Source organism: Streptomyces cirratus (assembly GCF_014650775.1).
GTDB lineage: Bacteria > Actinomycetota > Actinomycetes > Streptomycetales > Streptomycetaceae > Streptomyces > Streptomyces cirratus.
In genome coordinates this window covers 105,599-128,897 of the sequence record NZ_BMVP01000002.1, presented here as the reverse complement: position 1 = coordinate 128,897, position 23,299 = coordinate 105,599, and the positions used below count along the sequence as shown (strand labels likewise).

General features: G+C 73.2%; 22 protein-coding genes. 13 read left to right on the top strand and 9 right to left on the bottom strand.

Annotated features, from left to right (window positions below):
- Nucleotides 1-148 precede the first annotated feature (148 nt).
- Nucleotides 149-766, top strand: coding sequence for a transmembrane-type terpene cyclase (locus tag IE207_RS05490; protein WP_190182912.1), 618 nt, complete (start codon nucleotides 149-151; stop codon nucleotides 764-766).
- Here IE207_RS05490 and IE207_RS05485 read toward each other — a convergent pair.
- Nucleotides 763-1,278 (bottom strand): hypothetical protein, encoded by a 516-nt coding sequence (locus IE207_RS05485; protein WP_190182911.1) that lies wholly within the window; start codon nucleotides 1,276-1,278, stop codon nucleotides 763-765. The genes IE207_RS05490 and IE207_RS05485 overlap by 4 nt on opposite strands.
- 790 nt (nucleotides 1,279-2,068) lie before the next feature.
- On the opposite strand from IE207_RS05485, the gene IE207_RS05480 reads away from it, so the two are divergent.
- On the top strand, nucleotides 2,069-2,512 hold the full coding sequence (locus IE207_RS05480) for an NUDIX hydrolase (protein ID WP_190182910.1): 444 nt from the start codon (nucleotides 2,069-2,071) through the stop codon (nucleotides 2,510-2,512).
- Here IE207_RS05480 and IE207_RS05475 read toward each other — a convergent pair whose 3' ends face one another.
- Together IE207_RS05475 and IE207_RS05470 are read right to left on the bottom strand one after the other, a co-directional pair.
- Nucleotides 2,513-3,394 carry a trypsin-like serine peptidase gene (locus IE207_RS05475; RefSeq protein WP_190182909.1) on the bottom strand — a complete coding sequence of 294 codons (882 nt, stop codon included), beginning with the start codon at nucleotides 3,392-3,394 and terminating at the stop codon, nucleotides 2,513-2,515. It abuts the gene before it with no gap.
- Between the two features lie 236 nt (nucleotides 3,395-3,630).
- Entirely contained in the window at nucleotides 3,631-4,848 is a 1,218-nt protein-coding gene (locus IE207_RS05470) for an amidohydrolase family protein (RefSeq protein ID WP_190182908.1), read from the bottom strand.
- A gap of 326 nt (nucleotides 4,849-5,174) precedes the next feature.
- Here IE207_RS05470 and afsR point away from each other — a divergent pair, with 326 nt between their 5' ends.
- From afsR to IE207_RS05445, 5 genes are all read left to right on the top strand, one after another.
- Nucleotides 5,175-8,204, top strand: coding sequence for an SARP-family global regulator AfsR (afsR, locus tag IE207_RS05465; RefSeq protein ID WP_190182907.1), 3,030 nt, complete (start codon nucleotides 5,175-5,177; stop codon nucleotides 8,202-8,204).
- Nucleotides 8,205-8,379: 175 nt separating this feature from the next.
- A complete protein-coding gene (locus IE207_RS05460; RefSeq protein WP_190182906.1) occupies nucleotides 8,380-8,586 on the top strand; it encodes a hypothetical protein in 207 nt (68 codons plus the stop codon).
- Between the two features lie 286 nt (nucleotides 8,587-8,872).
- Nucleotides 8,873-9,784 carry a DUF4232 domain-containing protein gene (locus IE207_RS05455; RefSeq protein ID WP_190182905.1) on the top strand — a complete coding sequence of 304 codons (912 nt, stop codon included), beginning with the start codon at nucleotides 8,873-8,875 and terminating at the stop codon, nucleotides 9,782-9,784.
- Nucleotides 9,785-9,834: 50 nt separating this feature from the next.
- Nucleotides 9,835-10,593: a class I SAM-dependent DNA methyltransferase gene (locus IE207_RS05450; protein ID WP_190182904.1), complete on the top strand. Its 759-nt coding sequence runs from the start codon at nucleotides 9,835-9,837 to the stop codon at nucleotides 10,591-10,593.
- Nucleotides 10,594-10,781: 188 nt separating this feature from the next.
- Nucleotides 10,782-11,492: a hypothetical protein gene (locus IE207_RS05445; protein WP_229873383.1), complete on the top strand. Its 711-nt coding sequence runs from the start codon at nucleotides 10,782-10,784 to the stop codon at nucleotides 11,490-11,492.
- Nucleotides 11,493-11,741: 249 nt separating this feature from the next.
- On the opposite strand, the gene IE207_RS05440 is transcribed toward IE207_RS05445, so the two are convergent.
- Nucleotides 11,742-13,331 carry a FadD3 family acyl-CoA ligase gene (locus tag IE207_RS05440; protein WP_229873507.1) on the bottom strand — a complete coding sequence of 530 codons (1,590 nt, stop codon included), beginning with the start codon at nucleotides 13,329-13,331 and terminating at the stop codon, nucleotides 11,742-11,744.
- A 317-nt stretch (nucleotides 13,332-13,648) separates the two neighbouring features.
- On the opposite strand from IE207_RS05440, the gene IE207_RS05435 reads away from it, so the two are divergent.
- The 3 genes from IE207_RS05435 to IE207_RS05425 are packed head-to-tail and all read left to right on the top strand — an operon-like array spanning nucleotide 13,649 to nucleotide 16,028.
- Nucleotides 13,649-14,800, top strand: a complete 1,152-nt coding sequence (locus IE207_RS05435) for a lipid-transfer protein (RefSeq protein ID WP_190182902.1) — start codon at nucleotides 13,649-13,651, stop codon at nucleotides 14,798-14,800.
- An 8-nt stretch (nucleotides 14,801-14,808) separates the two neighbouring features.
- Entirely contained in the window at nucleotides 14,809-15,255 is a 447-nt protein-coding gene (locus IE207_RS05430; protein ID WP_190182901.1) for a Zn-ribbon domain-containing OB-fold protein, read from the top strand.
- Complete coding sequence (locus IE207_RS05425) at nucleotides 15,252-16,028, top strand: enoyl-CoA hydratase/isomerase family protein (RefSeq protein WP_190182900.1); 777 nt, start codon at nucleotides 15,252-15,254, stop codon at nucleotides 16,026-16,028. Before IE207_RS05430 ends, IE207_RS05425 begins: the two co-directional genes overlap by 4 nt.
- Nucleotide 16,029: 1 nt before the next feature.
- Here IE207_RS05425 and IE207_RS05420 read toward each other — a convergent pair whose 3' ends face one another.
- On the bottom strand, nucleotides 16,030-16,506 hold the full coding sequence (locus IE207_RS05420; RefSeq protein ID WP_190182899.1) for a hypothetical protein: 477 nt from the start codon (nucleotides 16,504-16,506) through the stop codon (nucleotides 16,030-16,032).
- A 100-nt stretch (nucleotides 16,507-16,606) separates the two neighbouring features.
- On the opposite strand from IE207_RS05420, the gene IE207_RS05415 reads away from it, so the two are divergent.
- Nucleotides 16,607-17,125 carry a hypothetical protein gene (locus IE207_RS05415; RefSeq protein ID WP_229873381.1) on the top strand — a complete coding sequence of 173 codons (519 nt, stop codon included), beginning with the start codon at nucleotides 16,607-16,609 and terminating at the stop codon, nucleotides 17,123-17,125.
- Between the two features lie 76 nt (nucleotides 17,126-17,201).
- Nucleotides 17,202-17,708 carry a GNAT family N-acetyltransferase gene (locus tag IE207_RS05410; RefSeq protein WP_190183581.1) on the top strand — a complete coding sequence of 169 codons (507 nt, stop codon included), beginning with the start codon at nucleotides 17,202-17,204 and terminating at the stop codon, nucleotides 17,706-17,708.
- Nucleotides 17,709-17,867: 159 nt separating this feature from the next.
- Here IE207_RS05410 and IE207_RS05405 read toward each other — a convergent pair whose 3' ends face one another.
- From IE207_RS05405 to IE207_RS05390, 4 genes are all read right to left on the bottom strand, one after another.
- Complete coding sequence (locus tag IE207_RS05405; RefSeq protein WP_190182898.1) at nucleotides 17,868-18,182, bottom strand: 4a-hydroxytetrahydrobiopterin dehydratase; 315 nt, start codon at nucleotides 18,180-18,182, stop codon at nucleotides 17,868-17,870.
- Nucleotides 18,183-18,365: 183 nt separating this feature from the next.
- Nucleotides 18,366-18,863, bottom strand: a complete 498-nt coding sequence (locus IE207_RS05400; RefSeq protein ID WP_190182897.1) for a peptidylprolyl isomerase — start codon at nucleotides 18,861-18,863, stop codon at nucleotides 18,366-18,368.
- A 67-nt stretch (nucleotides 18,864-18,930) separates the two neighbouring features.
- Nucleotides 18,931-21,321: a protein serine/threonine kinase AfsK gene (gene afsK, locus IE207_RS05395; protein WP_190182896.1), complete on the bottom strand. Its 2,391-nt coding sequence runs from the start codon at nucleotides 21,319-21,321 to the stop codon at nucleotides 18,931-18,933.
- Between the two features lie 116 nt (nucleotides 21,322-21,437).
- Nucleotides 21,438-22,250 (bottom strand): VOC family protein, encoded by an 813-nt coding sequence (locus IE207_RS05390; protein ID WP_190182895.1) that lies wholly within the window; start codon nucleotides 22,248-22,250, stop codon nucleotides 21,438-21,440.
- Nucleotides 22,251-22,556: 306 nt separating this feature from the next.
- Here IE207_RS05390 and IE207_RS05385 point away from each other — a divergent pair, with 306 nt between their 5' ends.
- On the top strand, nucleotides 22,557-23,204 hold the full coding sequence (locus IE207_RS05385) for a TetR family transcriptional regulator (RefSeq protein ID WP_190182894.1): 648 nt from the start codon (nucleotides 22,557-22,559) through the stop codon (nucleotides 23,202-23,204).
- Nucleotides 23,205-23,299: the final 95 nt, after the last annotated feature.

Sequence of the window (23,299 nt, the reverse complement as noted above, 5' to 3'; positions counted from 1 at the left end):
GTCCACCGGTTCGTCGTACCGGCTCGGGGCATCGTCGTAGCTGACGGTCCGTCAGGCAATAGGCCTGACGGGATCCCGCCCTGGCGCGGGCCCGCGGCCCGGGCCTAAGGTGCGGCGCGCGGGATGGCGCGAGCACGGGAGACGTGGCGTGGAACTGTTTCTGACCCTGGTCAGCGGGGTCGCGTGGACCGGTGTGTACGCGGAGGCGATCCGGGTCGGGCTCCGGGACCGCACGTACGCCGTTCCGGCGGCCGCGCTCGCGCTGAACTTCGCGTGGGAGGCCACGTACGCGGTCGCCGAGCTGCGCACCGGGCTCTCGGCGCAGGGTGTGGTGAACGTGGTGTGGGCGGCGGCCGACATCGCCATCATCGCCACCTACCTGCGCTTCGGGCGGTCGCAGCTGCCCCCGTTCGTGACCCGGCCGCTGTTCACGCTGTGGAACGCGCTGCTCTTCGGCGCCGCCTTCGCCGTGCAGTGGCTGTTCCTGGCCCACTTCGGGATGCACGACGGGGTGCGCTGTTCGGCGTTCCTGCAGAACCTGCTGATGTCGGTCCTGTTCGTCGCGCTGTACGCCGGGCGCCGGGGCCGGAGGGGGCAGTCCATGGTCATCGCCGTCGCGAAGTGGCTGGGAACCTTGGCACCGACCGTGCTGTTCGGGGTGATCGAGGACTCCCCGTTCGTCCTCGGGCTGGGCGTGCTGTGTTCCGTGTTCGACCTGGCGTACATCGCACTGCTGGCCCGTGACCCGGCGGCCACCGGGGACTAGGCGCGGCGCTTCACCAGGACCGATCCGAGGAGCATGGCGCCGGGAGCGATCCCAGCGATCAACGCGATGACTGCTGCGGAGGAGCCGTAGGCGCCCAGCACCAGTCCCACCGCGCCGCACACCGACATCGCCGCCGCCAGCCAACACAGTGACGGCCGCCGCCAGACGGCCGCCAGGCCGAAGAAGTGCAGACCGACCACCAGTGCGATCCAGCCCACCGTCGCCTGCGCGGCGTGCAGTACGGGATTGATCACGACGAGGCCTGCCGCACCGACGACGACTTCGGCGGCGACGACATAGCGGTAGTTCCGACCGAAGTCCGCGCCGCCACCGTCGGTGACCGGCTGCTCCCCCCGGGTGCGACGCAGTGCGAGCACCAGGGCGAGGAAGGCCGCGACCCCGAGCATGCGCGTGGGGATGGCGACGGCCTCCGGCAAGGCGCCGGCGTTCGCCATGATGAAGAAGAAGCCGAATATGCCGCCGATGAGCCGGCCTGTCTGCGTTCGTGTCATGGCGTCAGTGTCAGCTATGTGGATCACCGGGGGGAATTCCGTTTTCCGGTCTCTGACCAGGCGTCTTGCGTCCGTTCCGGTTGCGCACCACGTGCGGACGCCTCCGGGGCGCGCCGGTGGCAGTTCGGGCGGCGGCTCCGACGTCAGGGCACGTCAGCCGTCTAGCGATCGCCGGCGGCCCATGCCCAGCCCAAGGCGGCCTGCGGACGCCATACGGGAGAAGCGCGTAGCGATGGCCGGCGGCCCATGCCAGCCCAAGGCGGGCCGCAGACGCTGAGCCGGGAGGAGCGCGTAGCGATCTGTCGCGCCCGTCGGTAGGCCCCACGAGGCTGAAATCGGCGGCGCGACAGTCCCTCGGAGGTAGCTCCGGCGAGGCTGAATTGGCGGGGCTCCGGAGGCGGCCCTGCGCTCGGGGCTTCGGTCCGGGGTCCCTGAGACGGGGTCATCGGAAGCTGTACCTCCCGGCCGTTCCCCTGGGGGCTTCCCGGCAGTCTTTGGCGTTTCGGGGCGGGACGGCCTGTCAAGGGTGGCCGAAGGCCATCGCGAAGCGACGCGACGACGAGGAACGAGGAGGAGCGCCCTTGACAGGCCGGACCGACACGAAAGGACAGTGGACTGACGGGAAGCCCCCAGCACCTCCCCGACACCGGGAAAAGGAGACACCGCCCACCCGGCACCGCCCCGGAACCTCCCCGGCACCGGGAAAGGGGACACCGCCTCCCGAAGCCGGCCCCCGGCCCCCGGCCCCAAGACCGTCCCGCCTCCGCCCCTCCCCCCGTACGCTGGGTCGATGAAGAGAACTCCACGGCAGGCAGCGCGAATTGTCGTACTCTCCCCGACCGGATCCGTGTTCCTCTTCCGGGAGAACAACATCGAAGTCGGCATCCACTGGCTCCCGCCCGGCGGGGGGATCGATCCCGGGGAGAGTCCCGAGGAGTGCGTGCGGCGCGAGTTGCGGGAGGAGACCGGGTGGACCGACCTGGAGCCACAGCGGCTGCTCTGCACCTGGGAGCACGACTTCACCCATCAGGGCATACCAGTCCGCCAGTACGAGCACATCTACGTCACCAGCGGCCCCCGCCGCGACCCCGTCCCGGAGTATCCCGAGGCCCACTGGCGCTGGCTCTCACAAAATGCCCTGGCCGCGCTCGGTGAGCCGCTGTGGCCGCCGCGGCTGGACGAGCTGCTGGCCCGCACCCCCGCCGGACCGGTGCACCTCGGGCTCATCGCCTGATCAGCGTGCGGACGTCGCGCGGGCGTAGAGGGACGCCGCGTACTCCCCCAGGACCGTGCTCGTGGAGACGTCGTCCGTGTCGCCGCCCGTGAGGATGCCGACGATCTTCCCGTCCCGGGCGATCCACGCGCTGCCGCTCGTGCCGCCCGGGAAGTCGGCGCAGTCGAAGCGCTGCTCCGTCGCCTTGTCCCGGATCGATACCGCCGTGCACGTGCGGGGCACCTTGCGGTCGGCCGGGTAGCCCGTCACCGTGACCTCCTCGCCGGTGCGGCCGGAGGTGTCCAGGACGGCGGCGCCGGTGAGGTCCTCGATGTTGCGGCCCGAGGCGTCCGGGGCCAGGCGGGCGAAGGCCAGGTCGTAGTCGTCGTTCCCGTCGTCCGTCCAGCGTTCGTCCTCGTAGACCTCTTCGAGCTTCCAGGCCCCGTACGGTGCAACCCCGTTCGCGTACGCGGGTGCGAAGACGGCACTGCCCACACCGCCCTTGCCCGCCACCAGACAGTGCCCGGCGGTGACGATCAGGTTGCGGCCGGGGCTGTGCACGACGGTCGCGGTGCAGAAGTGGTCCCCGTCCACACCGCCCTCGAACAGCGGTCCCGTGAAGGCGGACGGGCCGCCCGGGCGCGGGATCACGGGTGATGAGCTCGGCCGGGGCACCTTGGACAGCTGTGGCTGCTTCGGCGATTGCGAACGCGACGTCGGGCTGGACGAAACACCCCCCGAAGGGGCCGACTTCGGGTGTGCCGCCACCGTGCCACCCGCGGCCGGCACCACCGTCGTCATGGCCGCGGACGCGCCCAGCGCCGCCACCCCGCACAGCACCGCGGTCACCACGGTCCGCTTGTCCACCACCGCCACCCTCCCCACTTTGCTCTGGCGAAGCATGCCCGGCCATCCCCGCCGCCGCAAGGGCCGGAGCCCGCCAAGGTCCCGGGCTCCACCATCGCACCTCCGCGCCACGGCGTGGACACCACCTGGCGAACGGCCCCCGCTGCCCCTGCCCACCAGAGACAGCTTCCCGCGGACACGACCACGGGGGCCCGCCGGCCGGGGGCCCGGCCGCGTTGCCTCCGCCTACCGGTACCTCCCGGGGCGGCCGCGCGCCGCGGGGAACGATCTGCTCACCCCGCCCACAGTCCCTCCGGCGTCAGCCCCAGCAGCTCGATGGCGTTGCCCCGCACGATGCGCTCCACGACGTCCGGAGCGAGGTGGCCCATCTGGGCCTCCCCCACCTCCCGGGATTTCGGCCAGGTGGAGTCGGAGTGCGGGTAGTCCGTCTCGTAGAGGACGTTGCCCACGCCGATCGCGTCGAGGTTCCGCAGCCCGAACGCGTCGTCGAAGAAGCAGCCGAAGACGTGCTCCGCGAAGAGCTCGGACGGCGGCCGGTGGACCTTGTCCGCCACTCCGCCCCAGCCGCGGTTCTCCTCCCACACCACGTCCGCGCGTTCCAGGATGTACGGGATCCACCCGATCTGGCCTTCGGCGTACATGATCCTCAGGTTCGGGAAGCGCTCGAACTTGCCGCTCATCAGCCAGTCCACCATCGAGAAGCAGCAGTTGGCGAAGGTGATGGTGGAGCCGACGGCCGGCGGGGCGTCCGCCGAGGTGGACGGCATCCGGGAGGACGAGCCGATGTGCATGGCGATGACCGTGCCGGTCTCGTCGCAGGCCTGGAGGAACGGATCCCAGTCGTCGGTGTGCACGGAGGGGAGCCCGAGGTGCGGGGGTATCTCGGAGAAGGCGACGGCCCGTACCCCGCGCGCGGCGTTGCGGCGGACCTCGGCGGCGGCCAGGCGGGCGTCCCAGAGGGGCACGAGGGTGAGGGGGATGAGGCGGCCCTGCGCATCGGGGCCGCACCATTCCTCGACCATCCAGTCGTTGTAGGCGCGTACGCCGAGCAGCCCGAGTTCGCGGTCGGCGGCCTCGGTGAAGGTCTGTCCGCAAAAGCGCGGGAAGGTCGGGAAGCAGAGGGCGGACTGGACGTGGTTGACGTCCATGTCGGCGAGCCGGTCGGGAACCGAGAAGGAGCCGGGGCGCATCTGCTCGTAGGTGATGACTTCCAGTTTGATCTCGTCGCGGTCGTATCCCACGGACGTGTCGAGGCGGGTGAGCGGCCGGTGCAGGTCCTCGTACACCCACCAGTCGCCCATGGGCCCGTCGTCGCCCTTGGCCCCCATGACGGGGGCGAACTTTCCCCCGAGGAAGGTCATTTCCTTCAACGGGGCGCGGACGACGCGGGGGCCGATGTCGCGGTACTTGGACGGCAGCCGGTCCCGCCAGACGTGCGGGGGCTCCACCGTGTGGTCGTCCACCGAGATGATCTTCGGGAAGGTCTCCATGCGGTCTACGGTAGCGTCGATCTGACGGATCGTCAGCTACTCGTGCGGTCCCGGCGACCGCGTACGCCGCCGACCGGTAGCAGCCGCCGGCCGGTCGGTGGTCAGACGGCCGCCGGTCGGCCGTCAGCCGACGGGCAATCCACCGTCATCCCACCGGCAATCCACCGCCGGCCGACCGGCAGTCGACCGCCGTTCCGTCCTCCGCCCGTCGCCGGTCGGCCAGTTGGGCGTCGGTCAGGAGGGGATCACTCCGCTGCGGGCTGACGGGTACGTGCAAGACAGGGCAGACTGGCCCTTACAACAACGGAAGGCAGGGGGGACGACAGATGGACGGCATACCGGCCATCCCGCACCAGCGGAACCACCCCGAGGCAGCCCGGAGGAACCCCACCCCGGCCGAAGCCCTCATCCCGTCCGCCGCCGCCCCCGCCGACCCCGAGCCCACCGTCCCCGCCACCCGCTTCGCCGTCCTCGGCACCGTCCGTGCCTGGCGCGGCGCCGAGTCGCTGCCCTCCGGCAGCCCCCAGCAGCGCGCCCTGCTCGCCGCACTGCTGCTCCGCGACGGCCGCACCGCCACCGCGCCCGAGCTCATCGACGCCATCTGGGGCGAGGAGCCGCCCCAGCAGGCCCTCGCCACCATCCGTACGTACGCCTCCCGCCTGCGCAAGGTCCTCGACCCGGGGCTGCTCGTCACCGACGCCGGCGGCTACGCCATCCGCCTGCACCACGCGGCCGCCCTGGACCTCGGCGTCGCCCGCGCCCTCGCCGCCGACGCCGACAAGGCCCGCGCCGCCGGGGACCGGGCCCTGGCCCGTACGCTGCTCGCCCGCGCCCTGGACCTGTGGGACGGCGAACCCCTCGCGGGAGTCCCCGGCCCGCACGCCGACACCGAGCGCACCCGCCTCGCCGAATGGCGCCTCCAGCTGCTGGAGACCCGCCTCGACCTGGACCTGGAGGTCGGCCACCACGCCGAGGCCGTCTCCGAGCTCACCGCCCTCACCGCCGCGCACCCCCTGCGGGAGCGGCTGCGCGAGCTGCTGATGCTCGCCCTGTACCGCAGCGGCCGCCAGGCCGAAGCCCTCGCCGTCTACGCCGACACCCGCCGTCTCCTCGCCGACGAACTCGGCGTCGACCCCCGCCCCGAACTCTCCGCGCTCCAACAGCGGATCCTGCGCGCCGACGCCGAACTCGCCCGCGCCGAGGACCCGGTCCCGGCCGCCGCCCCCGTCGCCGTCAGGCCCGCCCAACTGCCCGCGACGGTCCCCGACTTCACCGGGCGGGCCCCCTTCGTCAGCGAGCTCGGCGAGATCCTGTCCGGCGCCGAGGGCCAGGTCATGGCCGTCTCCGCGCTCGCCGGCATCGGCGGGGTCGGCAAGACCACCCTCGCGGTGCACGTCGCGCACGCCGCCCGGCCGCACTTCCCCGACGGCCAGCTCTACGTGGACCTCCAGGGCACCGAAACCCGTCCCGCCGAGCCCGTCGCCGTCCTCGGCTCCTTCCTGCGGGCGCTCGGCACCCCCGACACCGCCATCCCCGACACGGCCGCCGAACGGGCCGCGCTGTACCGCTCCACGCTCGACGGCCGCCGCGTCCTGGTCCTGCTCGACAACGCCCGCGACGCGGCCCAGGTGCGCCCGCTGCTGCCGGGCACCGCGGGCTGCGCCGCCCTCGTCACCAGCCGGGTCCGCATGTCGGGCCTCGCCGGAGCCCACCTCGTCGACCTGGACGTGATGAGCCCCGACGAGGCCCTGCAGCTGTTCACCCGCATCGTGGGGGCCGAGCGCGTCGGAGCCGAACGCCAGGCCGCCCTCGACGTCGTCGGCGCCTGCGGGTTCCTGCCGCTCGCCATCCGCATCGCCGCCTCCCGGCTCGCCGCCCGTCGCACCTGGACCGTGTCCGTCCTCGCTGCGAAGCTCGCCGACGAGCGCCGCCGCCTGGACGAGCTCCAGGCGGGCGACCTCGCCGTCAAGGCCACCTTCGAGCTGGGCTACGGACAGCTGGAACCCGCCCAGCAGCGTGCGTTCCGTCTCCTCGGGCTCGCCGACGGCCCCGACATCTCGCTGCCCGCGGCGGCCGCCGTACTGGACCTGCCCGAGCACGAGACCGAGGACCTCCTCGAAGCCCTGGTCGACTGCTCGCTGCTCGAATCGGCCGCGCCCGGCCGCTACCGCTTCCACGACCTCGTACGCCTCTACGCGCGCGCCTGCGCCGACCGCGACGAGCAGCCCCCGGGCGGCCGCACCGCAGCCCTCGACCGGCTCCTCGACTTCTACCTGGCCACCGCCGCCGGGGTGTACGCGCTGGAGCGCCCCGGCGACCGGCTGCCCGCGCACATGTCCGCCACCCGCCACCCCGGCCTCGCCTTCACCGAGGCGCGCGCCGCTCTGGACTGGCTGTTCGCCGAGGCGGACCCGCTGCTGGCGTGCGTACGGCAGTCCTCCGTGCGCGGCGCCGAGCGGCCCGACGTGCTGCGCCGGGCGGTGGACCTGCTGTGGGCGGCGAAGGACCTCACCGAGTCCGGGGCCAACTCCAAGCAGTACGAGTCCGCCGCCCGCGCCGTGTGCGAGACGGCGCGCGCGGTGAAGGACCCCTACGCCGAGGGCCGGGCCCGCACCACGCTGACGATGGTCCACCTGGTCGCGGGCCGCTTCGCGGAGGCCGACGACGAGGCCCGCCAGGCCATGGCCCTGGCCCGGGAGGCAGACGACCCGCTGCCCAGCTGCTGGGCCCCGAACGACCGCGGGATCATCGCGCTCTACCAGGGGCGGCACGCCGACGGCGAGCGGTTCCTGCTGGAGGCGATCGCGAACTTCCGGGCCGACGGCAACTTCGTCGGCGAGGCGAGCGCCCTGTGCAACCTCTCCCGGATCCACGTCGAGCTCGGCCGCCTCCCCAGCGCCATAGACCTCGCGCAGCAGGGCATCGCGATCTACGACCGGATGGGCCTGACCCTGCGCCTGGCCAACGGCCGCTACGCGCTGGGCATCGCGCTGACGCAGGCGGGCCGGCTCGGAGAGGCGCTGGAGCAGCTGGGCGAGGCCCTGTCGCTGTTCCACGAGAACCGGCAGCCGCTGTGGGAGGGCGTGACGCACTTCCGGCTCGCCGAGGCCCATCTGGCGGCCGGCCGGCCGACGCTGGCCGCCTCGCATGCCGAGCAGGCCATCGCGCTGCGCGGGATCGGCGGCGAGTGGCGCCGGGCGACGGTGCTGACGGTGCTGGGGAAGGCCCTGGTGCGGCTGGGGCAGCGGGACCGGGCGCGGGTGTGCTGGCGGGACGCGGAAAGCGTGTTCGCGCAACTGGGTTCGGCGGAGCTGGCCGAAGTCCGTACGTTACTGGCATCGCAGTTGGCCGCCTGACCTGCACGGTCGCCCGATGAACGGGACGTTCATCGTTCGTTTATCGCCGCTCGGCATGATGAACGCATCGGCTCGGCGCGTCGGGGGGCTCGCGGGTCGACTGGAGGACTACCCGTTCGGCGGTCCACGGGGGAATCGCCGAACGGGCCCGACTCATCCATCAGGAGATCCGACGATGACGACGAACGAGAACGCCCTGCCGAACAACACCCTGCCGAACGAAGGCGACATCAAACCGCTCGACAACCACGCGTCGGGCATCGAGATCAAGCCGCTCGACAACCATGCCTCTGGCGGTACGCCGCTGCCCGGGCAGGAAGACAAGGCTCTGGACGCGGACATCGTGACGCTGGACAACCACGCGTCCGGAACGCGCCCGTAGCCGAGGCGAGCACGGCACGTACGGGGGAGACGTACGGGGACACGTACGGGGGAGACGTGCCGGTGTAAAGCACGGGGGAAACGTACGGGGGACGTACGGGGGAAGCCCACGGGGATGCGTACGGGGGGATGCGTACGGGGGAGACCCGGGGGCTCGTACGGGGGAACGGCGGCCGCGGTGGCCCGGGGGGACCACCGCGGCCGCCGCACGTCGTTGTGACGGCCCTGTGACCGGAAGCATGGCCTCCGTCACAGCCACGGGCATCCGCCCCTGATCTCCTTGGGCGATGCGCCCCGCCCCCGCCGCCACCACCGGCCCCGCCGTTCTGAGTGCCGCCCTCGCCACCGGCGTCCTCGCCGTCACCGTGCTCCTCGCCGGATGCGGAACGCGAACCGCCGCATCCGGCACCTCCGACGGCCCGGTTCCGGCGAGCTGCGCCCCCACCGCGTCGGCGCGGGCCGCCGGGGAGGACGGCGTGAGCCTCATCGACCCGGGCTGCGGCCCCTCCCCCGCCCCGGGCCCCGCGTTCCGGGTCACCAATACCGGCACGGAAGCCCTCACCTACACCATCACCTTCACCCTCCTGAACGGCTCCGGCGAGGCCATGGACGCCGTCCGGCAGACCGTGGCGTCCGTGGGCCCCGGCCAGGGCGTCACGCGCACCGTCGAGGGGGCGGCCACCACGCCCGGGGCCGGGCCGCGGGTGCGGATCGCCAAGGTGCGGGCCGTTCCCGCCGCCGAGGCGCCCGACCAGGCCGGCACGTGCCCGCCGTCCGGGATCCGGGTCACGAACGACGAGGGTGACGCCGCCATGGGACTGCGCGTCGTCGGGATCCGGCTGACGTATTGCGGCCCCGGCCGCTACGAACTCGACGGCTACCCCGGCCTCCAACTGCTCGACGAGAGCCGCAAGCCGGTGACCGGCGTCGAGGTCCTCCACGGCACCGCCGACATCTCCACGGGCCTGCCGGGCGACGTACCGCCCGCCCCGTTGACGCTGGGCCCGGGAGAGTCGGCGAGCGCCACCCTGGCGTGGCGCAACACCACCGGCTCCGGCGACGCCGTGAACGCTCCGTACGCCAGGGTGACGGCGAAGCCCGGGGCTCCGGCCATGACCGTGACACCGGAACTCGACCTCGGTACCACGGGCCGGCTCGGCGTCAGCGCCTGGCGCAAGGACCGGCCGCGGACCCCGTGAGGCCGGGCGGGCACCAGCCGCGGCAAGAGGAACGCGTCTAGGCTGGAAGGGTGTTCACCTCCCAGGGGCCGACCCTCCGCGAGCTGGCCGTGCAGGCGCTGACCTCCGTCGAGCGCGGCTACGACCTCCTCGCGCCGAAGTTCGACGAGACGCCGTTCCGCACCCCGGTGCGGATGCTCGACGCGGTCGAGGAGGCCCTGGCCGAACACGGGGGGTCCTTCGGCTCGGGGCTGGACCTGTGCTGCGGCACCGGCGCGGCCCTGCCGCTGCTGCGGCGCCTGTGCCGGGACCGGGTCACCGGGGTGGACCTCAGCGCCGGCATGCTGCGGCAGGCCGCGCTGTCCCTCCCCGAGGGGGCCGACCTCGTACGGGCCGACGCGCTGGCACTGCCTGAGGCGCTCACGGCCTCGTACGACCTGGCCGTGAGCTTCGGGGCGTTCGGCCACTTCCTGCCGACGCAGCGGCCCGCCCTCTTCTCCGGTGTCCACCGGGCGCTGCGTCCCGGCGGCGTGTTCGCGTTCCCGATCGGGGCGCCGATCCCGCCGACGTCGCCGCTGTGGTGGGCGGTGGCCGGCTTCGACGCGGCGATGCGGGTCCGCAACGCGGTGTGGCGGCCGCCGTTCGTCATGTACTACCGCTCCTTCCCGTGGGGACCGGTCCGGGCCGAACTGGACGCGGCGGGCTTCACGGTGGGGACGGTCCCGCTGGAGCACTTCGGCCGCCGGCCCGACGGGACTCCGCGCTGGCGCCTGGTGCTGGCCCGCAAGGACCGCCGGGCTCCGGCCGGAGATCCACCTGGTGGGCTGTAGCAGGCTTCGGCCCCGGACTGGGGTATTCCGTAAACGTTGTCCATTCTCCGGCAAAGAGTTGGCCGGATCCTTGCCCTGTCGGGGGCGACCGGATGAGATGCGCGAAGCCCTTTCCCGAGGCCCCACCCCCGTGACGTGCCGGACGATCCGGTACGTCACGCTTGCGAACATCGAGGTCGAGTCACACCGTGCGTCAGATATCCCTGGCCGCCAGGCTTTTCACCGTCGCGGCACTTCCGCTGGCGCTGACCGCCTGCTCCACCATCGCCCCGAAGGCCGCGGGCTTGGCGGCTTCCGCCGCGGCGCCTGTCCCCGATCCCAACAAGGGGCTGCTGACGGGCAGCCAGCTCAAGACGGCGCTCGCGCCGGCCTCGTTCTTCGCGACCGGCTTCACCGCCGACCCGGAATCCTCGCGCGACACCGGCGACGGCTACCGACCGCCGGCCGCCACCGAGGTGCCCACCCCGGACTGCACCAAGCTCGACAAGACCGCATGGACGGAGATCACCGGAATCACCGGCGTCTCCTTCGCGCAGGACGCGTACGTGAACAAGAACTCCTCCGAGGAGTTCGCCCAGGAGATCGACGTGTACCGGGGCACCACCGCCACGACCGTGCTGGACGCGCTGGGCAAGATCTCCAAGGGCTGTCCGAAATACACCGACGGCGACACCAACGCCAAGGTGGCGGTCACCGAGAAGCCCCTGGCGGGCGTGGGTGACGGTGCCTGGGCCATCACCCTGACCAGCTCCGCCTGGCAGGGCGGTACCACGCTGGTGGCCGCGCGGGTCGGCACCGCGGTGGTGACCGTACTCGCCAGCAGCAGCACCGACACCGGCATGCCGGGCGCGACCAAGCTGACGAAGCAGCTGGTGACGTCCCTCGCGGGCAAGGCCTGACAGCAGCGGTTCTCCGCCCGCAGTGCCGCTCCCGTCCGGCGGGAGCGGCACCACCCGGGGCCGACGGACCGACGCCGGGCACAGGGGGCGGCCCGTCGGGCGGCCGTCCCGCCCGCGTTGCGGAAGCCACGGCCTCCCGCAGCCCGGTCAGGGTCATCGCCCCTCCGTCGGGCGAAATGTCGTTCTCCGACAGGTCGCGCAGCAGCCAGAACTGGCGCGCGACCTCCCGGATGCCATCCCGGCCGCGCCTCATACCCGGCTGCGCAGCTCCCGCTTGAGGACCTTGCCGCTCGCGTTGCGGGGGAGCTCGGTGACGAACTCCACCGTGCGGGGGACCTTGTAGTTGGCCATCTCCCGCCGGGACCACGCGATCAGGTCGTCGGCGGTGAGGGTGGCGCCGGGGCGCCGGACCGCGTACGCCTTGCCGACCTCGCCGAGGCGCGGGTCGGGGACGCCGACGACGGCGACGTCCGCGATGTCCGGGTGCAGGCCGAGGAGCTGCTCGATCTCGGCGGGGTAGGCGTTGAACCCGCCGACGATGAACATGTCCTTGATCCGGTCGGTGATGCGCAGGTTCCCGGCGGTGTCGAGGACGCCGACGTCGCCGGTGCGCAGCCAGCCGTCGGGGGTGATGGTGCGCCGCGTCTCGTCCGGGTCCTCGAAGTAGCCCCGCATGACGTTGTGGCCGCGCACCCACACCTCGCCGGGGGTGCCGGCGGGCGCCGGTCCGCCGCCGTCGCCGGCTATCCGTACCTCGGTGTCGGGGATGGCGCGCCCGGAGGTGGCGGCGATGACCTCGGGCGGGTCGGCGCGGCGGCACATGGTGACGATGCCGCCGGCCTCGGAAAGTCCGTAGGCCGTCAGGACGGTGGCGATGTGCAGTTCGCCGCGCAGCCGCTCCACGAGCCGGAGCGGGACGACGGCCGCGCCGGTGACGACCAGGCGCAGGGCGGACAGGTCGTGGTGGTCGCGCTGGGGGTGGTCGAGGAGGGACTGGTGGAGGGTGGGCGGGCCGGGGAGGACGGAGATCCGCTCGGCGGCGACGTTGGCGAGGACGGTGTCGACGTCGAAGACGGGCTGGGGGATCATCGTCGCCCCGCGCATCAGGCAGGCGATGATCCCGGCCTTGTAGCCGAAGGTGTGGAAGAAGGGGTTCACGATCAGGTAGCGGTCGCCTTCGCGCAGTCCGGCGAGCTCGCTCCACACGTCGTAGCAGCGCAGGGTCTGGGCGTGGGTGATGACCGCGCCCTTGGGGCTGCCGGTGGTGCCGGAGGTGAAGATGATGTCGCAGGGTGCGTCGGGGCGGAGGGCGTCGGCGCGCTCGCGGACGGCCGCGGCCGGTACGGCGTCGCCGCCGGCCAGGAAGTCCTTCCAGGTGCGGAACGCCTCGGGGGCGTCTTCCGCGAGGACGACGACCTGTTCGAGGTGGGGAAGGCCGGGCAGCGGGCCGCTTCCGGGGCCTTCGGCTGCGGCGCGGCGCAGGGAGGCGACGTAGGAGGTGCCGAGGAAGGTGCCGGTGACGAAGAGGAGCCGGGCCCGGCTGCGCTGGAGCACGTACGCGGCTTCGGCGCCTTTGAAACGGGTGTTGAGGGGGACGAGTACCGCGCCGGCGGTGACGACGCCGAGGGCGGAGACGATCCAGTCGAGGGTGTTGGGTGCCCAGACGGCGACCCGGTCGCCGGGCTCGATGCCGGCGCCGAGGCAGGCGGCCGCGGCGCGTTCTACGCGTTGGCCGAGCTGGGCGTAGCTGATGCGGACGCGGCCGTCGGCGACGGCTTCGCGGTCGCGGTACCGGGCGGCGGCGTCACGCACGAGCCCGCCTATGGTCCCCCACCGCAGATCCCCGCGCCCCCCACCCCCACCGCCGCCGGGTCCCGCGACGGAACCTCCGGCCGGGCCCACGGGTGCTCCCACAAGGTCCGCGGCGTCGCCGACGGGCCCCGCGGGGGCTCCGGCCAGGCCCGCGACGTCTCCGACGGAGTTCGAAGGAGGGGTGGTGCGTTTGCCGGACCGACGGGCGTCGTTCCGTCGGTGCGTCCCGTGCAGCTCCTCGTCGCCCATCGCGCGTCACCCTCCCCGGTGCCAGTAGCTGACTATCCGTCAGATTAGCTGTAGCCTTCGCGGCTGTCAGCACTGGCGCTCACCCGGAGGTGGCGATGGCGGCAACGCTCAAGGACGCTACGGCAATCGTCGGCATCGGCCAGACCGCCTTTGCCAGACAGCTGGCCGCCGGCGAGAAGGAACTGGCCTGCCGTGCGATCCTCGCCGCGCTCGCGGACGCCGGCATCGCACCGGCCGAGGTGGACGCCTTCGCCTCGTACACGATGGAGGAGACCGACGAGGTGGAGGTCGCCAAGTCCATCGGCGCCGGCGACGTCACCTTCTTCTCCAAGGTCGGCTACGGCGGCGGCGGCTCCTGCGCCACGGTCGGCCACCTCGCCGCCGCCATCGCCACCGGCCAGGCCTCCGTCGGCGTCGCCTGGCGCTCGCGCAAGCGCGGCTCCGGGCCGCGCCCCTGGAAGAACACGACCGTGCAGCTGCCCACCCCCGGCCAGTGGACCCGCCCGTTCGGGCTGCTGCGCCCGGCGGACGAGATAGGCATGCTGGCCCGCCGCTACATGCACGAGTACGGGGCCACCCGCGACCACCTCTTCAACGTGGCGATGGCCTGCCGCAACCGGGCCAACGAGAACCCCGCCGCGATGATGTACGAGCGGCCGCTGACCCGCGAGATGTACATGACCTCCCGCATGATCAGCGAGCCGCTCTGCCTCTTCGACAACTGCCTGGAGACGGACGGGGCACTGGCCTGCGTCATCGTGTCCGCCGAGCGGGCGCGGGACTGCCGCCAAAGGCCGGTCTACGTCCACTCCGTCGCGCAGGGCCTGCCGTCGCAGCACCACGGGATGGTCAACTACTGGAACGACGACCCGCTGTCCGGTCCGGCATGGACGGCCGCCCGCCACCTGTGGAAGCAGGCCGACTTCGGGCCCGAGGACGTCGACGTCGCCCAGATCTACGACGCCTTCACCCCGCTGATCCCGCTGTCCCTCGAGGGCTACGGCTTCTGCGGGCGCGGCGAGGGGGCCGCGTTCACCGAGGGCGGGGCGCTGGAGATGGGCGGCCGGCTGCCGATCAACACCGGCGGGGGCGGCCTGTCGGAGGCGTACGTCCACGGCTTCAACCTGATCAACGAGGGCGTCAAGCAGCTGCGCGGCATCTCCACCGCGCAGGTGCCGGACGCCGCGACGTGCCTGGTGACGGCGGGCGAGGGTGTCCCGACGTCCGCGATCTTGCTGAGGAGTTGACACCGACCATGACCGCGCCCGCCGAAAGCCTCCTCCTGCCGGTCCCGGACGAGGACGGGGCTCCCTTCTGGGAGTACGCCGCCCGGGGCGAGCTCCGCATCCAGACCTGCGCCGACTGCGGCAGGCTCCGCTTCCCGCCGCGGCCCTGCTGCCCGCACTGCGGGTCGTTCGCGTCCGAGTGGCGGCTGATGAGCGGCCGGGGCCGGATCTGGTCGTACGTACGGCCGCACCCGCCACTGCTGCCCGCCTACGCGGCGCACGCCCCGTACAACGTCATCCTCGTGGAGCTGGTGGAGGAGCCCCTGATCCGGCTGGCGGGGAACCTCGTCACGTCGGCCGACGCCCCGCTGGACTCGGTGGATCCGGCCCGGCTGCGGATCGGGGCGCGGGTACAGGTGGTGTTCACCGAGACGGGCGGCATGAGCGTGCCGCGCTGGGTCCTGGAGCGGCCGTGACGGTACGGACGGAGCGGGACGGGGCGAGCGGGGTCGCGGTCGTCACCTTGGACCGGGAGCGCAGGCACAACGCGATCGATCTCGCGACGGCAGACGAACTCGCCGCGACCTGGCGGGAGTTCCGCTACGACGAGACCGTGCGGGCGGTGGTGCTCACGGGGGCGGGGACGGCCGCGTTCTGCACGGGCATCGACCGGGGCGTGGAGGCGCCGCAGCCGGCGTCCCCCTACTCGGTGGACGACCCGCTGCTGGCCATCGGACCGAAGGCCAACGACCTGTGGAAGCCGGTGGTCGCGGCCGTCAACGGCATGGCGTGCGGCGGCGCGTTCTACCTGCTGGGCGAGTCGGAGTTCATCGTCGCGTCGTCGTCCGCGACGTTCTTCGACCCGCACACGACGTACGGGATGGTCAGCGCCTACGAGGCGGTCTACATGGCGCAGCGCATGCCGTTCGGGGAGGTGGCCCGGATGTCTCTGATGGGGACGGCCGAGCGGCTTTCCGCGCGGCGGGCGTACGAGACGGGCCTGGTCTCCGAGCTGGCCGAGCCGGGGGAACTCCTGGAGGCCGCGGTGCGATCGGCACGGACGCTGGCGGGCTTCCCGACGACGGCCGTGCAGGGCACGGTACGCGCCCTGTGGTCGGCCAAGCAGGCGGCGCTGCGGCAGGCCCTGGACCAGGCTCCGGCCCTGATCGCCCTGGGCAACCTCCCCCCGGCCGGCCAGGCGGCGCTCTTCACCGGCCGCCGGGCGTCGCCGGAGCCCCGGGTCCGGTAGCTCAGGCGGTGGTGACGGGCCCGAGCCGGCAACTCGTGACCTCGGCGGCCTTCTCGGGGCGGCTCGGCTTGACCTCGATCGTGCGGGTCTCGCCCTTCTTGAGGGTGACGTCCGCGGAGGCGCTTTCGACGGTCCCGCTCACACCGCCGAAGGTGAGCCGGATCTGCACGGTGCGCTCCACGGCCGCGAGGGAGGTGACCTTGACGGTGGCCACCGGCGAGCCGGGGCCGGCGCAGGTGACGACTTCGGCGCGGGCGGGTGCGCCGGTGGGGCCGGCGCTGGGACTGCCGGTCGACCGGCTGTTGCGGTTGCTGCCGCTGCTGCTGTCGTAGCTGCTGCGCTTGCTGCTCTTGGAACCGGAGCTGGAACCGGAACAGCCTCCGTGGCCGCTGCTCTTGTGGCCGGACGAGAATCCGCTGAGCGCGAGCACCACCGTCACGAGTACCGCGCCGAATCTGATGCGACGTCCAGCCGTCATGGCCGACTCCTCCCCCTGGGCAACGGCGCGCCACGCTACCAGGGCCCCCGGACGCCCTACCCGGCGTGCGGGGGCCCGGGGCCGCGCATAGCGTCGGGTCATGATCCGCAACCTGCTCGGCTCGCTCCTCGGCCTGATCGGAGCCGCAGCCGCCGTCTGGAGTCCCTTCCGCGCCTGGTACGACGGCCGGCACGGGCGCGACTACCGGCTCGCGGACCTCTTCTCGTCGGGCGGGATCACCGACGCCAAAGCCGCGCTGTTCGCCTCGCTGCTGCTGCCGTTCTGCTTCGCCGCGGTCTTGGCCCTCGTCGCGATCGTGCTGCGCTCGCGCGCCCTCATGGCGCTCGCCGGGGTCGTGGTCCTCGGCTTCGCCGTGCTGTGGATGGTCCGTCAGGGCCAGGCCGTCGGCGGCATCTCGGTGGGGACCGACGGCAAGGGCATCGGCGCGGGCGTGGCCAGCGCGTTCGGCGCCGGCGCGCTGCTCATCCTGGCGGCGGCCGTCATGCGCGGCCGTCCCCGCCGCCGCGCCCGCGACCGCGACCTCCCACCCACCACCCCGGCCCGGTCCCCCCGCGCCGGCGCCGAACCCTGGCCCCCACCCCCCGACGACCGCCCGTAGGCCCGGCGCCCGGCGGCCTCCACTCGTCTAAGCTTCGGCCGTGATCAACGGTACGGAGGGCACGCACGGCACGCGGATGCGCATACGTCCGGGCGGCCCGGCCGACGCACCGGCGATCCTGGACATGCTCGACTGCGCCGTGCTCTGGATGAACGCGCGCGGCAACACCGAGCAATGGGGCACGGTTCCTTACTCGCAGCGGCCCGGCGGGGCCGAGCGGGTCGAGCGGTACACGACCGAGAACCTGCCCTTCGTCGCCGAGTGGGACGGCGTACCCGCAGGGGCCCTGGTGCTGGACTCGGGACCGAGCCCGCAGCTGCCGATCGCGCCGGCCGGGGAACCCGAGCGGTACGTCCGGCTGCTGGTCAGCGACCGCCGGTGCGCGGGCCTGGGAATCGGGTCGGCGCTGCTGGAGCGTGCCGCCGAGGAGACCCGGCGGGCCGGAGCCGGGCTGCTGCGGGTCGACTGCTGGGCGGGCGGCGGTGGCGAGCTGGTCGCCTACTACGAGCGCAACGGCTTCACCCCCACCGGCCGCTTCCGGTCCGGCACCTGGCCGGGCCGGGTCCTGGCCCGGCGGGTCTGAGCCGACAGGTCTGAGCCGGCGGGTCTGAGCCGGCCCGTCACGCCGCCGACGCAGCGGCGCCGGCCCTGACGGCGGCGGTCGAGGCCCTCCTCGCCACGGGCCGACTCACCCGCACGGCCCGCAACCTCACGCCGGCCGCCCGGTGACCGCGCGCGGCGTTCAGTCGAGGGGGAGGGCCTGGTGGGCGGCCATGATCGCGTCGATGCGATGGGCGAGGTCGAAGTCCGCCGCGGTCAGCCGGTTTCCGGTGTCGGGCGTGCTGATCGATGCGCGGAGGTGGTCGACGCGCAGGTCGAGCGCCGGGTGGTGGCGCACGCGCCGCGCCCGGTCGGCGATCGTCACGATGGCGGCGACCGCCGCGTGGTAGCCGATCGGGTAGGTACGGGTGATCGCGTCACCGTCCTGCTCCCATCCGGGCAGCTCCGCCAGACTTTCGGCGATCTCCTCGTGCGTCAGCGGCTTCGGTACGCCCATGTCGGCTCCCCTCGGTCACGGGCGCCGGGACCCGGTGGGTTCCCGGCCTACCGGGGCATGGTGCCACGGCCCCGGGGCCCGTCGCAGAGCGGTCGGTTCCCGGGCGGCCGGAACCGGCCCCGGCGTGGCGGCGGCCCCGGTCCCCCCGAGGGGGACGGGGCCGACCGGCCGGGGCGGGAGGGATCAGGCGGCGTCGACGACGCCCGAGGCGGCGATTTCGACCTTGCCCTTCGGGGCGCCGGACTGGGAGCCCAGGGCCTCGATCTGGTCGACGAGCTCCTTGCCCTCGACGACCTCGCCGAAGACGACGTGCTTGCCGTCGAGCCACGGGGTGACGACGGTCGTGATGAAGAACTGCGAGCCGTTGGTGTTGCGGCCGGCGTTCGCCATCGACAGCAGGTACGGGCGGTCGTGCTTCAGCTGGAAGTTCTCGTCGGCGAACTTCTCACCGTAGATGCTCTTGCCGCCGGTGCCGTTGTGGTTGGTGAAGTCACCACCCTGGAGCATGAACTGGGGGATGACGCGGTGGAAGCCGGAGCCCGCGTAGCCGTAGCCGTTCTGGCCGGTGGCCAGCTCGCGGAAGTTGCGCGCCGTCTGCGGGACGACATCGTCGAAGAGGTTGAAGACGATGCGGCCGGCCGGGGCGCCGTTGATGTTGATGTCGAAGTAGACGTTGCTCATGGGGTCCATCCTGTCACTCCCGGTGCCGCGCGCGACTCAGGGGCCCGGCGGCGGCGCCGGGCGGCGCTCACGCGCCGGTCCGGGTGCCCGTTCCCTTCGCCGCGTCCAGCGCGTACACGCAGCGGTCCTTGCTGCATGCGTAGACCACGCCCGAATCGGCCACCGGCGCGCCGGTGATCTCCCCGCCCGTGGCCAGCTTCCAGCGCAGCTGCCCGCCCACCGCGTCCAGGGTGTACAGGCAGTGGTCCGCCGAACCGAAGTGCACCCGGCCGTCCGCGACCGCCGGAGAGCCGGTGATCTCCCCGCCCGCCGCGAACCGCCACTTCGGGGTGCCGGTGACCGCGTCGAGCGTGTACAGGGCGCTGCCCGCGCCCAGGTGGACGTTGCCGGCCGCCACCAGGACCGGGTCCGGCGAGGGCCGCGACTCCGTCGCGATGCGCCACCGGTCCTTGCCGGTCACCGCGTCCAGCGCGTACACCGTGCCGAGGTAGTCGACGAGGTACACACCGCCGCCCGTCACCGCCGCGCCCGGCGCGAAGGCCGGGGGCGCCAGGAAGACCGCCGGGGCCTCGAAGTGCCAGCGCACGCGCCCCGAGGCCCGGTCGACAGACAGGACACGGGTGCCGGCGGCGATGTAGACGTTCCCGTCCGGCGCCGGGGTGACCCGTACCGGGACGTTCCCGCACGACGCCGCGTCGCCGACCGGGTACGACCAGGCCTCCAGGCCGGAGCGGGCGTCCAGGGCCCGCAGCCGGGCGTCCTGCCACACGTAGACGGTGCCGTCGTGCAGGACGGGAGCCGCCTCCGGGGTCTCGAAGTCGGACTGGGCGCCGCTGAGCTCCCACAGCTTGTGGCCGCTGGAGGCCTCCCAGCCCTGGACCCCGCCACCGCGCGTGGCGGTGACGACGGTGCCCCGCTCGGCGCGCAGCGCGTACACCCACGCCTCGGTGGCCAACCGCCACCGCTCGGAGCCGTCGGAGGCGTCGAGCGCGTACAGGGAGGGCCCGTCGGAGGCGTGGATGCGGCCGTCGGCGACGGCCATGGACCAGGCGACGTCCCGCGTCTTGAACTGGCGGCGGCCGCTGCCGACGTCCAGGGCGTGCACCTCGAAGGAGGTCACGTACAGCAGGTCGCCGGCGACGGTCGGGGTGCCCCAGACCTCGTTCGACATGCGGAAGCGCCAGGGGCGCCAGCGGCCGCTCTCGGGCGAGGGACCGGACGGGACCGCCTGGTGCGGCAGCGCCGGGACGGCCTCCGCGGCGGACGCGCCGCCCGGCGGGCGGACCCAGCCCGTCGCCACGTCGGCCCCGGCCCCGGCGGGCGCGGCGGCCGTCGCGCGCGGCCCGGGCCCGATCGGCACCGGGGAGGCGCCGAGCCGGACGGGCTCGCCGGAGGACACCGGGGAGCCCGGGGGGTGCGGCGGAAGCGGAGGTGCGGCCTGGCCGGTGCGCGGGTCCACCCACGATTCGGCGGAGTCGCGCCGCGGCCGGTGCGTGGCGGGGCCCGACAGCGGCCCCTCGGCGCCGCGCGGCTTGCGGGCCGGGGCGGGGACCACCGCCGTACGCAGTCCCGCGCGCCGGGCCTCGATCATCGCGACGGCCGGACCGGGCAGCCAGGCCGAGGCCGTGCCGCTGTCGTCGCCGCCGTCGAAGAGGTGCGGGGCCAGCTGCGCCTGGAGGTCGGCCGGGGTGGGACGGCGGGTGGCGTCCATCTGCATGCAGGAGTCGATGAGGGGCCGCAGCTCGTCGGGGAGCCCCTCCAGGTTCGGGCCCTCGCGCAGCAGCATGAACACCGTCTCGACCGGGTTCGCCCCGTGGTACGGCGGGTGCCCGGTGGCGGCGAACACGAGCGTCGAGCCGAGCGAGAAGACGTCGCTGGCGCCCTTGACGCTGCGCGAGTCCTTCGCCTGCTCGGGCGACATGTAGGCGGGAGTGCCGACGGCGACGTTCGTCATGGTCAGGCGGGTGTTGGAGACCCCGCTCGCGATGCCGAAGTCGATGACGCGCGGGCCGTCCTCGACGACGAGCACGTTGGACGGTTTCAGGTCGCGGTGGACGAGGCCGGCGCCGTGGATGGACTGGAGGGCTTCGGCGATGCCGGCCGCGAGCCACCGTACGGCCTGCACGGGCATGGGCCCGCACTCGTTGACGATCTCCTCCAGGGAGGGGGCCGGCACGTACGCGGTCGCCAGCCACGGCACGGCGGCGCGCGGGTCGGCGTCGACCACGGCCGCCGTGTAGAAGCCGGAGACGGCGCGCGCCGCCTCCACCTCGCGGGTGAAGCGCACGCGGAACAGCTGGTCCTCGGCGAGCTCGGTGCGCACCGTCTTGATCGCGACGCGCCGTCCGGACGCCGACCGCGCGAGGTAGACCAGCCCCATGCCGCCGGCGCCGAGCCGTCCGAGCACCTCGAAGGGGCCGATCCGTCTCGGGTCGTGCTGCGTCAGCTGCTCCACCACTGGCCTCCACACCTCCCCGTACGGGCCTTACGGGCCCACGCCGGGCCCGCCCGCAGCGCGCGTCCACCGGCGCGCACGCCCGATTCTGTCAGGCCCGCGCCGGGTCCGGCCCCGGGTCAGGGCCGGGATTCGCCTCCGGCTTTGGTCCGCGGCTCCGAGAGCAGCCCGAAGACCGCCCCCTGATTGTCGGCGACGACGGCGATGCGCCCGTACGGGGTGTCGACGGGATCGGCGGTGACCCGGCCGCCGAGGCGCTGCGCGGTGGCCACGCTCTGGTCGCAGTCGGGGACGGCGAAGTAGGCGAGGAAGTGCGACGGCATGATCTCCGGGAACGCGTCGGTGATGACGCTGCGCCCCAGGACGGCGGTGGCGGAACCGGGGGCGCTGCCGGGCGGGGACCAGACGCGGTACTCGATGCCGGAGGCGGGGTCGTCCTGGTCCTCGGGGACGTAGCCGAAGACCTTGGCGTAGAACACGTCGACGGCGTCCCGGGCCCGGGTGTAGACCTCCGCCCAGCGGTACGTGTACGGCTCGCCCTGGGCTTCGAACCCGTGGTGGGTGCCGGGCTGCCACAGGCCGAAGACGGCCCCGCCGGGGTCGGCGGCCATCGCGGCGGTGCCGTACGGGCCCACGGGCTGCGGGTCCATCACCATCTGGCCGCCGGCCGCGCGGATGCGGGCGGCGCAGGCGTACGCGTCGACCGTGTACAGGTAGATCCCCCAGACGGTGGGCATGCGGCCGTCGGGCTTGGGGGCGAGGGCGGCGACGTTGCGGCCGCGGCTGTAGGCCTGCGTGTAGTGCCCGTACTCGGCGCCCGCGCTGTCCCCGAAGGTCCACCCGAAGAGCTCACCGTAGAAGCGCTTTCCCGCCTCGACGTCCGGGAGCGAGGCGTCGACCCAGCAGGGGGAGCCCTCCGCGAATGCCGTCATGGCCCGGTTCCTTCCGTCGTCCACCCCGTGTCCGCCCTGCTCCTGCGGCCATGATGGGTCCGGGAAGGGGTCCGGGGCCTGTTGGCGAGACTATTCGGGGGATTACGCCACGATACGGGTGTGCCTGTGACGGGCTGCAACCGGCACCCGGAGGCGGGGAGGGCCGGGACGGGAACCGGCCCCCGCGGTGGCCGAAAACCATCGGATGGCGGGGCGCAGGGGCCCGTGGGCCCAGGTCCGGAGCCGGGTAACCCCATTTGCAGGCGGCCGAATAGCGCGCCGATCACCCCTCGGTAAGCTGACGGCATGACAGGACAAGTACGCACCGTCGACGGGCGTGTCGCCGGCCGGCGCGGCCAGGCGACGCGGCAGAAGCTGCTCGACTGCCTCGGCGAGATGCTCAGCTCCTCGCCGTACCGCGACGTCAAGGTGATCGACGTCGCACGCAAGGCCGGTACCTCCCCCGCGACCTTCTACCAGTACTTCCCGGACGTCGAAGGTGCCGTCCTGGAGATCGCCGAGGAAATGGCCACGGAGGGCGCGCAGTTGACGGCGCTCGTCGAGGGCCGCAACTGGGTCGGCAAGGCCGGCTGGGCGGCGGCCGAAGAACTGGTCGAGGGCTTCCTGGACTTCTGGCGCCGCAACGACGCGATCCTGCGGGTCGTCGACCTCGGCGCGGCCGAGGGCGACAAACGGTTCTACAAGATCCGCATGAAGATCCTGAACTCCGTCACCAACTCCCTCACGGAGTCGGTGAAGGAACTCCAGGCCAAGGGCAAGGTCGACAAGGACGTCAGCCCGGCCGCGATGGCCGGTTCACTGGTCGCGATGCTGGCCGCAGTCGCCTCGCACCAGAAGGGCTTCCAGGCCTGGGGTGTGAAGCAGGCCGAACTCAAGCCGAACCTGGCGCTGCTGGTGCACCTGGGCATCACCGGCAAGAAGCCCACCAAGTAGCGGCGGACCCGGGACCCCCGCCAGGGGGCCAGGTCCGCCGACGTCCACGGCGTCGGCGGCGTCCACCGCGTTCGCCGGCGTACACCGCGTTCGCT

What these genes read in the sequence shown, in the direction of transcription:
- IE207_RS05405 (WP_190182898.1), bottom strand. Translation starts at nt 18,182, where the DNA reads ATGGGCGTACCGAAGCCGCTGACGCACGAGGAGATCGCCGAAAGTCTG.
- IE207_RS05475 (WP_190182909.1), bottom strand. Translation starts at nt 3,394, where the DNA reads ATGCTTCGCCAGAGCAAAGTGGGGAGGGTGGCGGTGGTGGACAAGCGG.
- IE207_RS05415 (WP_229873381.1), top strand. Translation starts at nt 16,607, where the DNA reads ATGATCCGCAACCTGCTCGGCTCGCTCCTCGGCCTGATCGGAGCCGCA.
- IE207_RS05400 (WP_190182897.1), bottom strand. Translation starts at nt 18,863, where the DNA reads ATGAGCAACGTCTACTTCGACATCAACATCAACGGCGCCCCGGCCGGC.
- IE207_RS05430 (WP_190182901.1), top strand. Translation starts at nt 14,809, where the DNA reads ATGACCGCGCCCGCCGAAAGCCTCCTCCTGCCGGTCCCGGACGAGGAC.
- IE207_RS05420 (WP_190182899.1), bottom strand. Translation starts at nt 16,506, where the DNA reads ATGACGGCTGGACGTCGCATCAGATTCGGCGCGGTACTCGTGACGGTG.
- IE207_RS05410 (WP_190183581.1), top strand. Translation starts at nt 17,202, where the DNA reads ATGCGCATACGTCCGGGCGGCCCGGCCGACGCACCGGCGATCCTGGAC.
- IE207_RS05455 (WP_190182905.1), top strand. Translation starts at nt 8,873, where the DNA reads ATGCGCCCCGCCCCCGCCGCCACCACCGGCCCCGCCGTTCTGAGTGCC.
- IE207_RS05435 (WP_190182902.1), top strand. Translation starts at nt 13,649, where the DNA reads ATGGCGGCAACGCTCAAGGACGCTACGGCAATCGTCGGCATCGGCCAG.
- IE207_RS05480 (WP_190182910.1), top strand. Translation starts at nt 2,069, where the DNA reads ATGAAGAGAACTCCACGGCAGGCAGCGCGAATTGTCGTACTCTCCCCG.
- IE207_RS05460 (WP_190182906.1), top strand. Translation starts at nt 8,380, where the DNA reads ATGACGACGAACGAGAACGCCCTGCCGAACAACACCCTGCCGAACGAA.
- afsR (WP_190182907.1), top strand. Translation starts at nt 5,175, where the DNA reads ATGGACGGCATACCGGCCATCCCGCACCAGCGGAACCACCCCGAGGCA.
- IE207_RS05485 (WP_190182911.1), bottom strand. Translation starts at nt 1,278, where the DNA reads ATGACACGAACGCAGACAGGCCGGCTCATCGGCGGCATATTCGGCTTC.
- IE207_RS05470 (WP_190182908.1), bottom strand. Translation starts at nt 4,848, where the DNA reads ATGGAGACCTTCCCGAAGATCATCTCGGTGGACGACCACACGGTGGAG.
- IE207_RS05390 (WP_190182895.1), bottom strand. Translation starts at nt 22,250, where the DNA reads ATGACGGCATTCGCGGAGGGCTCCCCCTGCTGGGTCGACGCCTCGCTC.
- IE207_RS05385 (WP_190182894.1), top strand. Translation starts at nt 22,557, where the DNA reads ATGACAGGACAAGTACGCACCGTCGACGGGCGTGTCGCCGGCCGGCGC.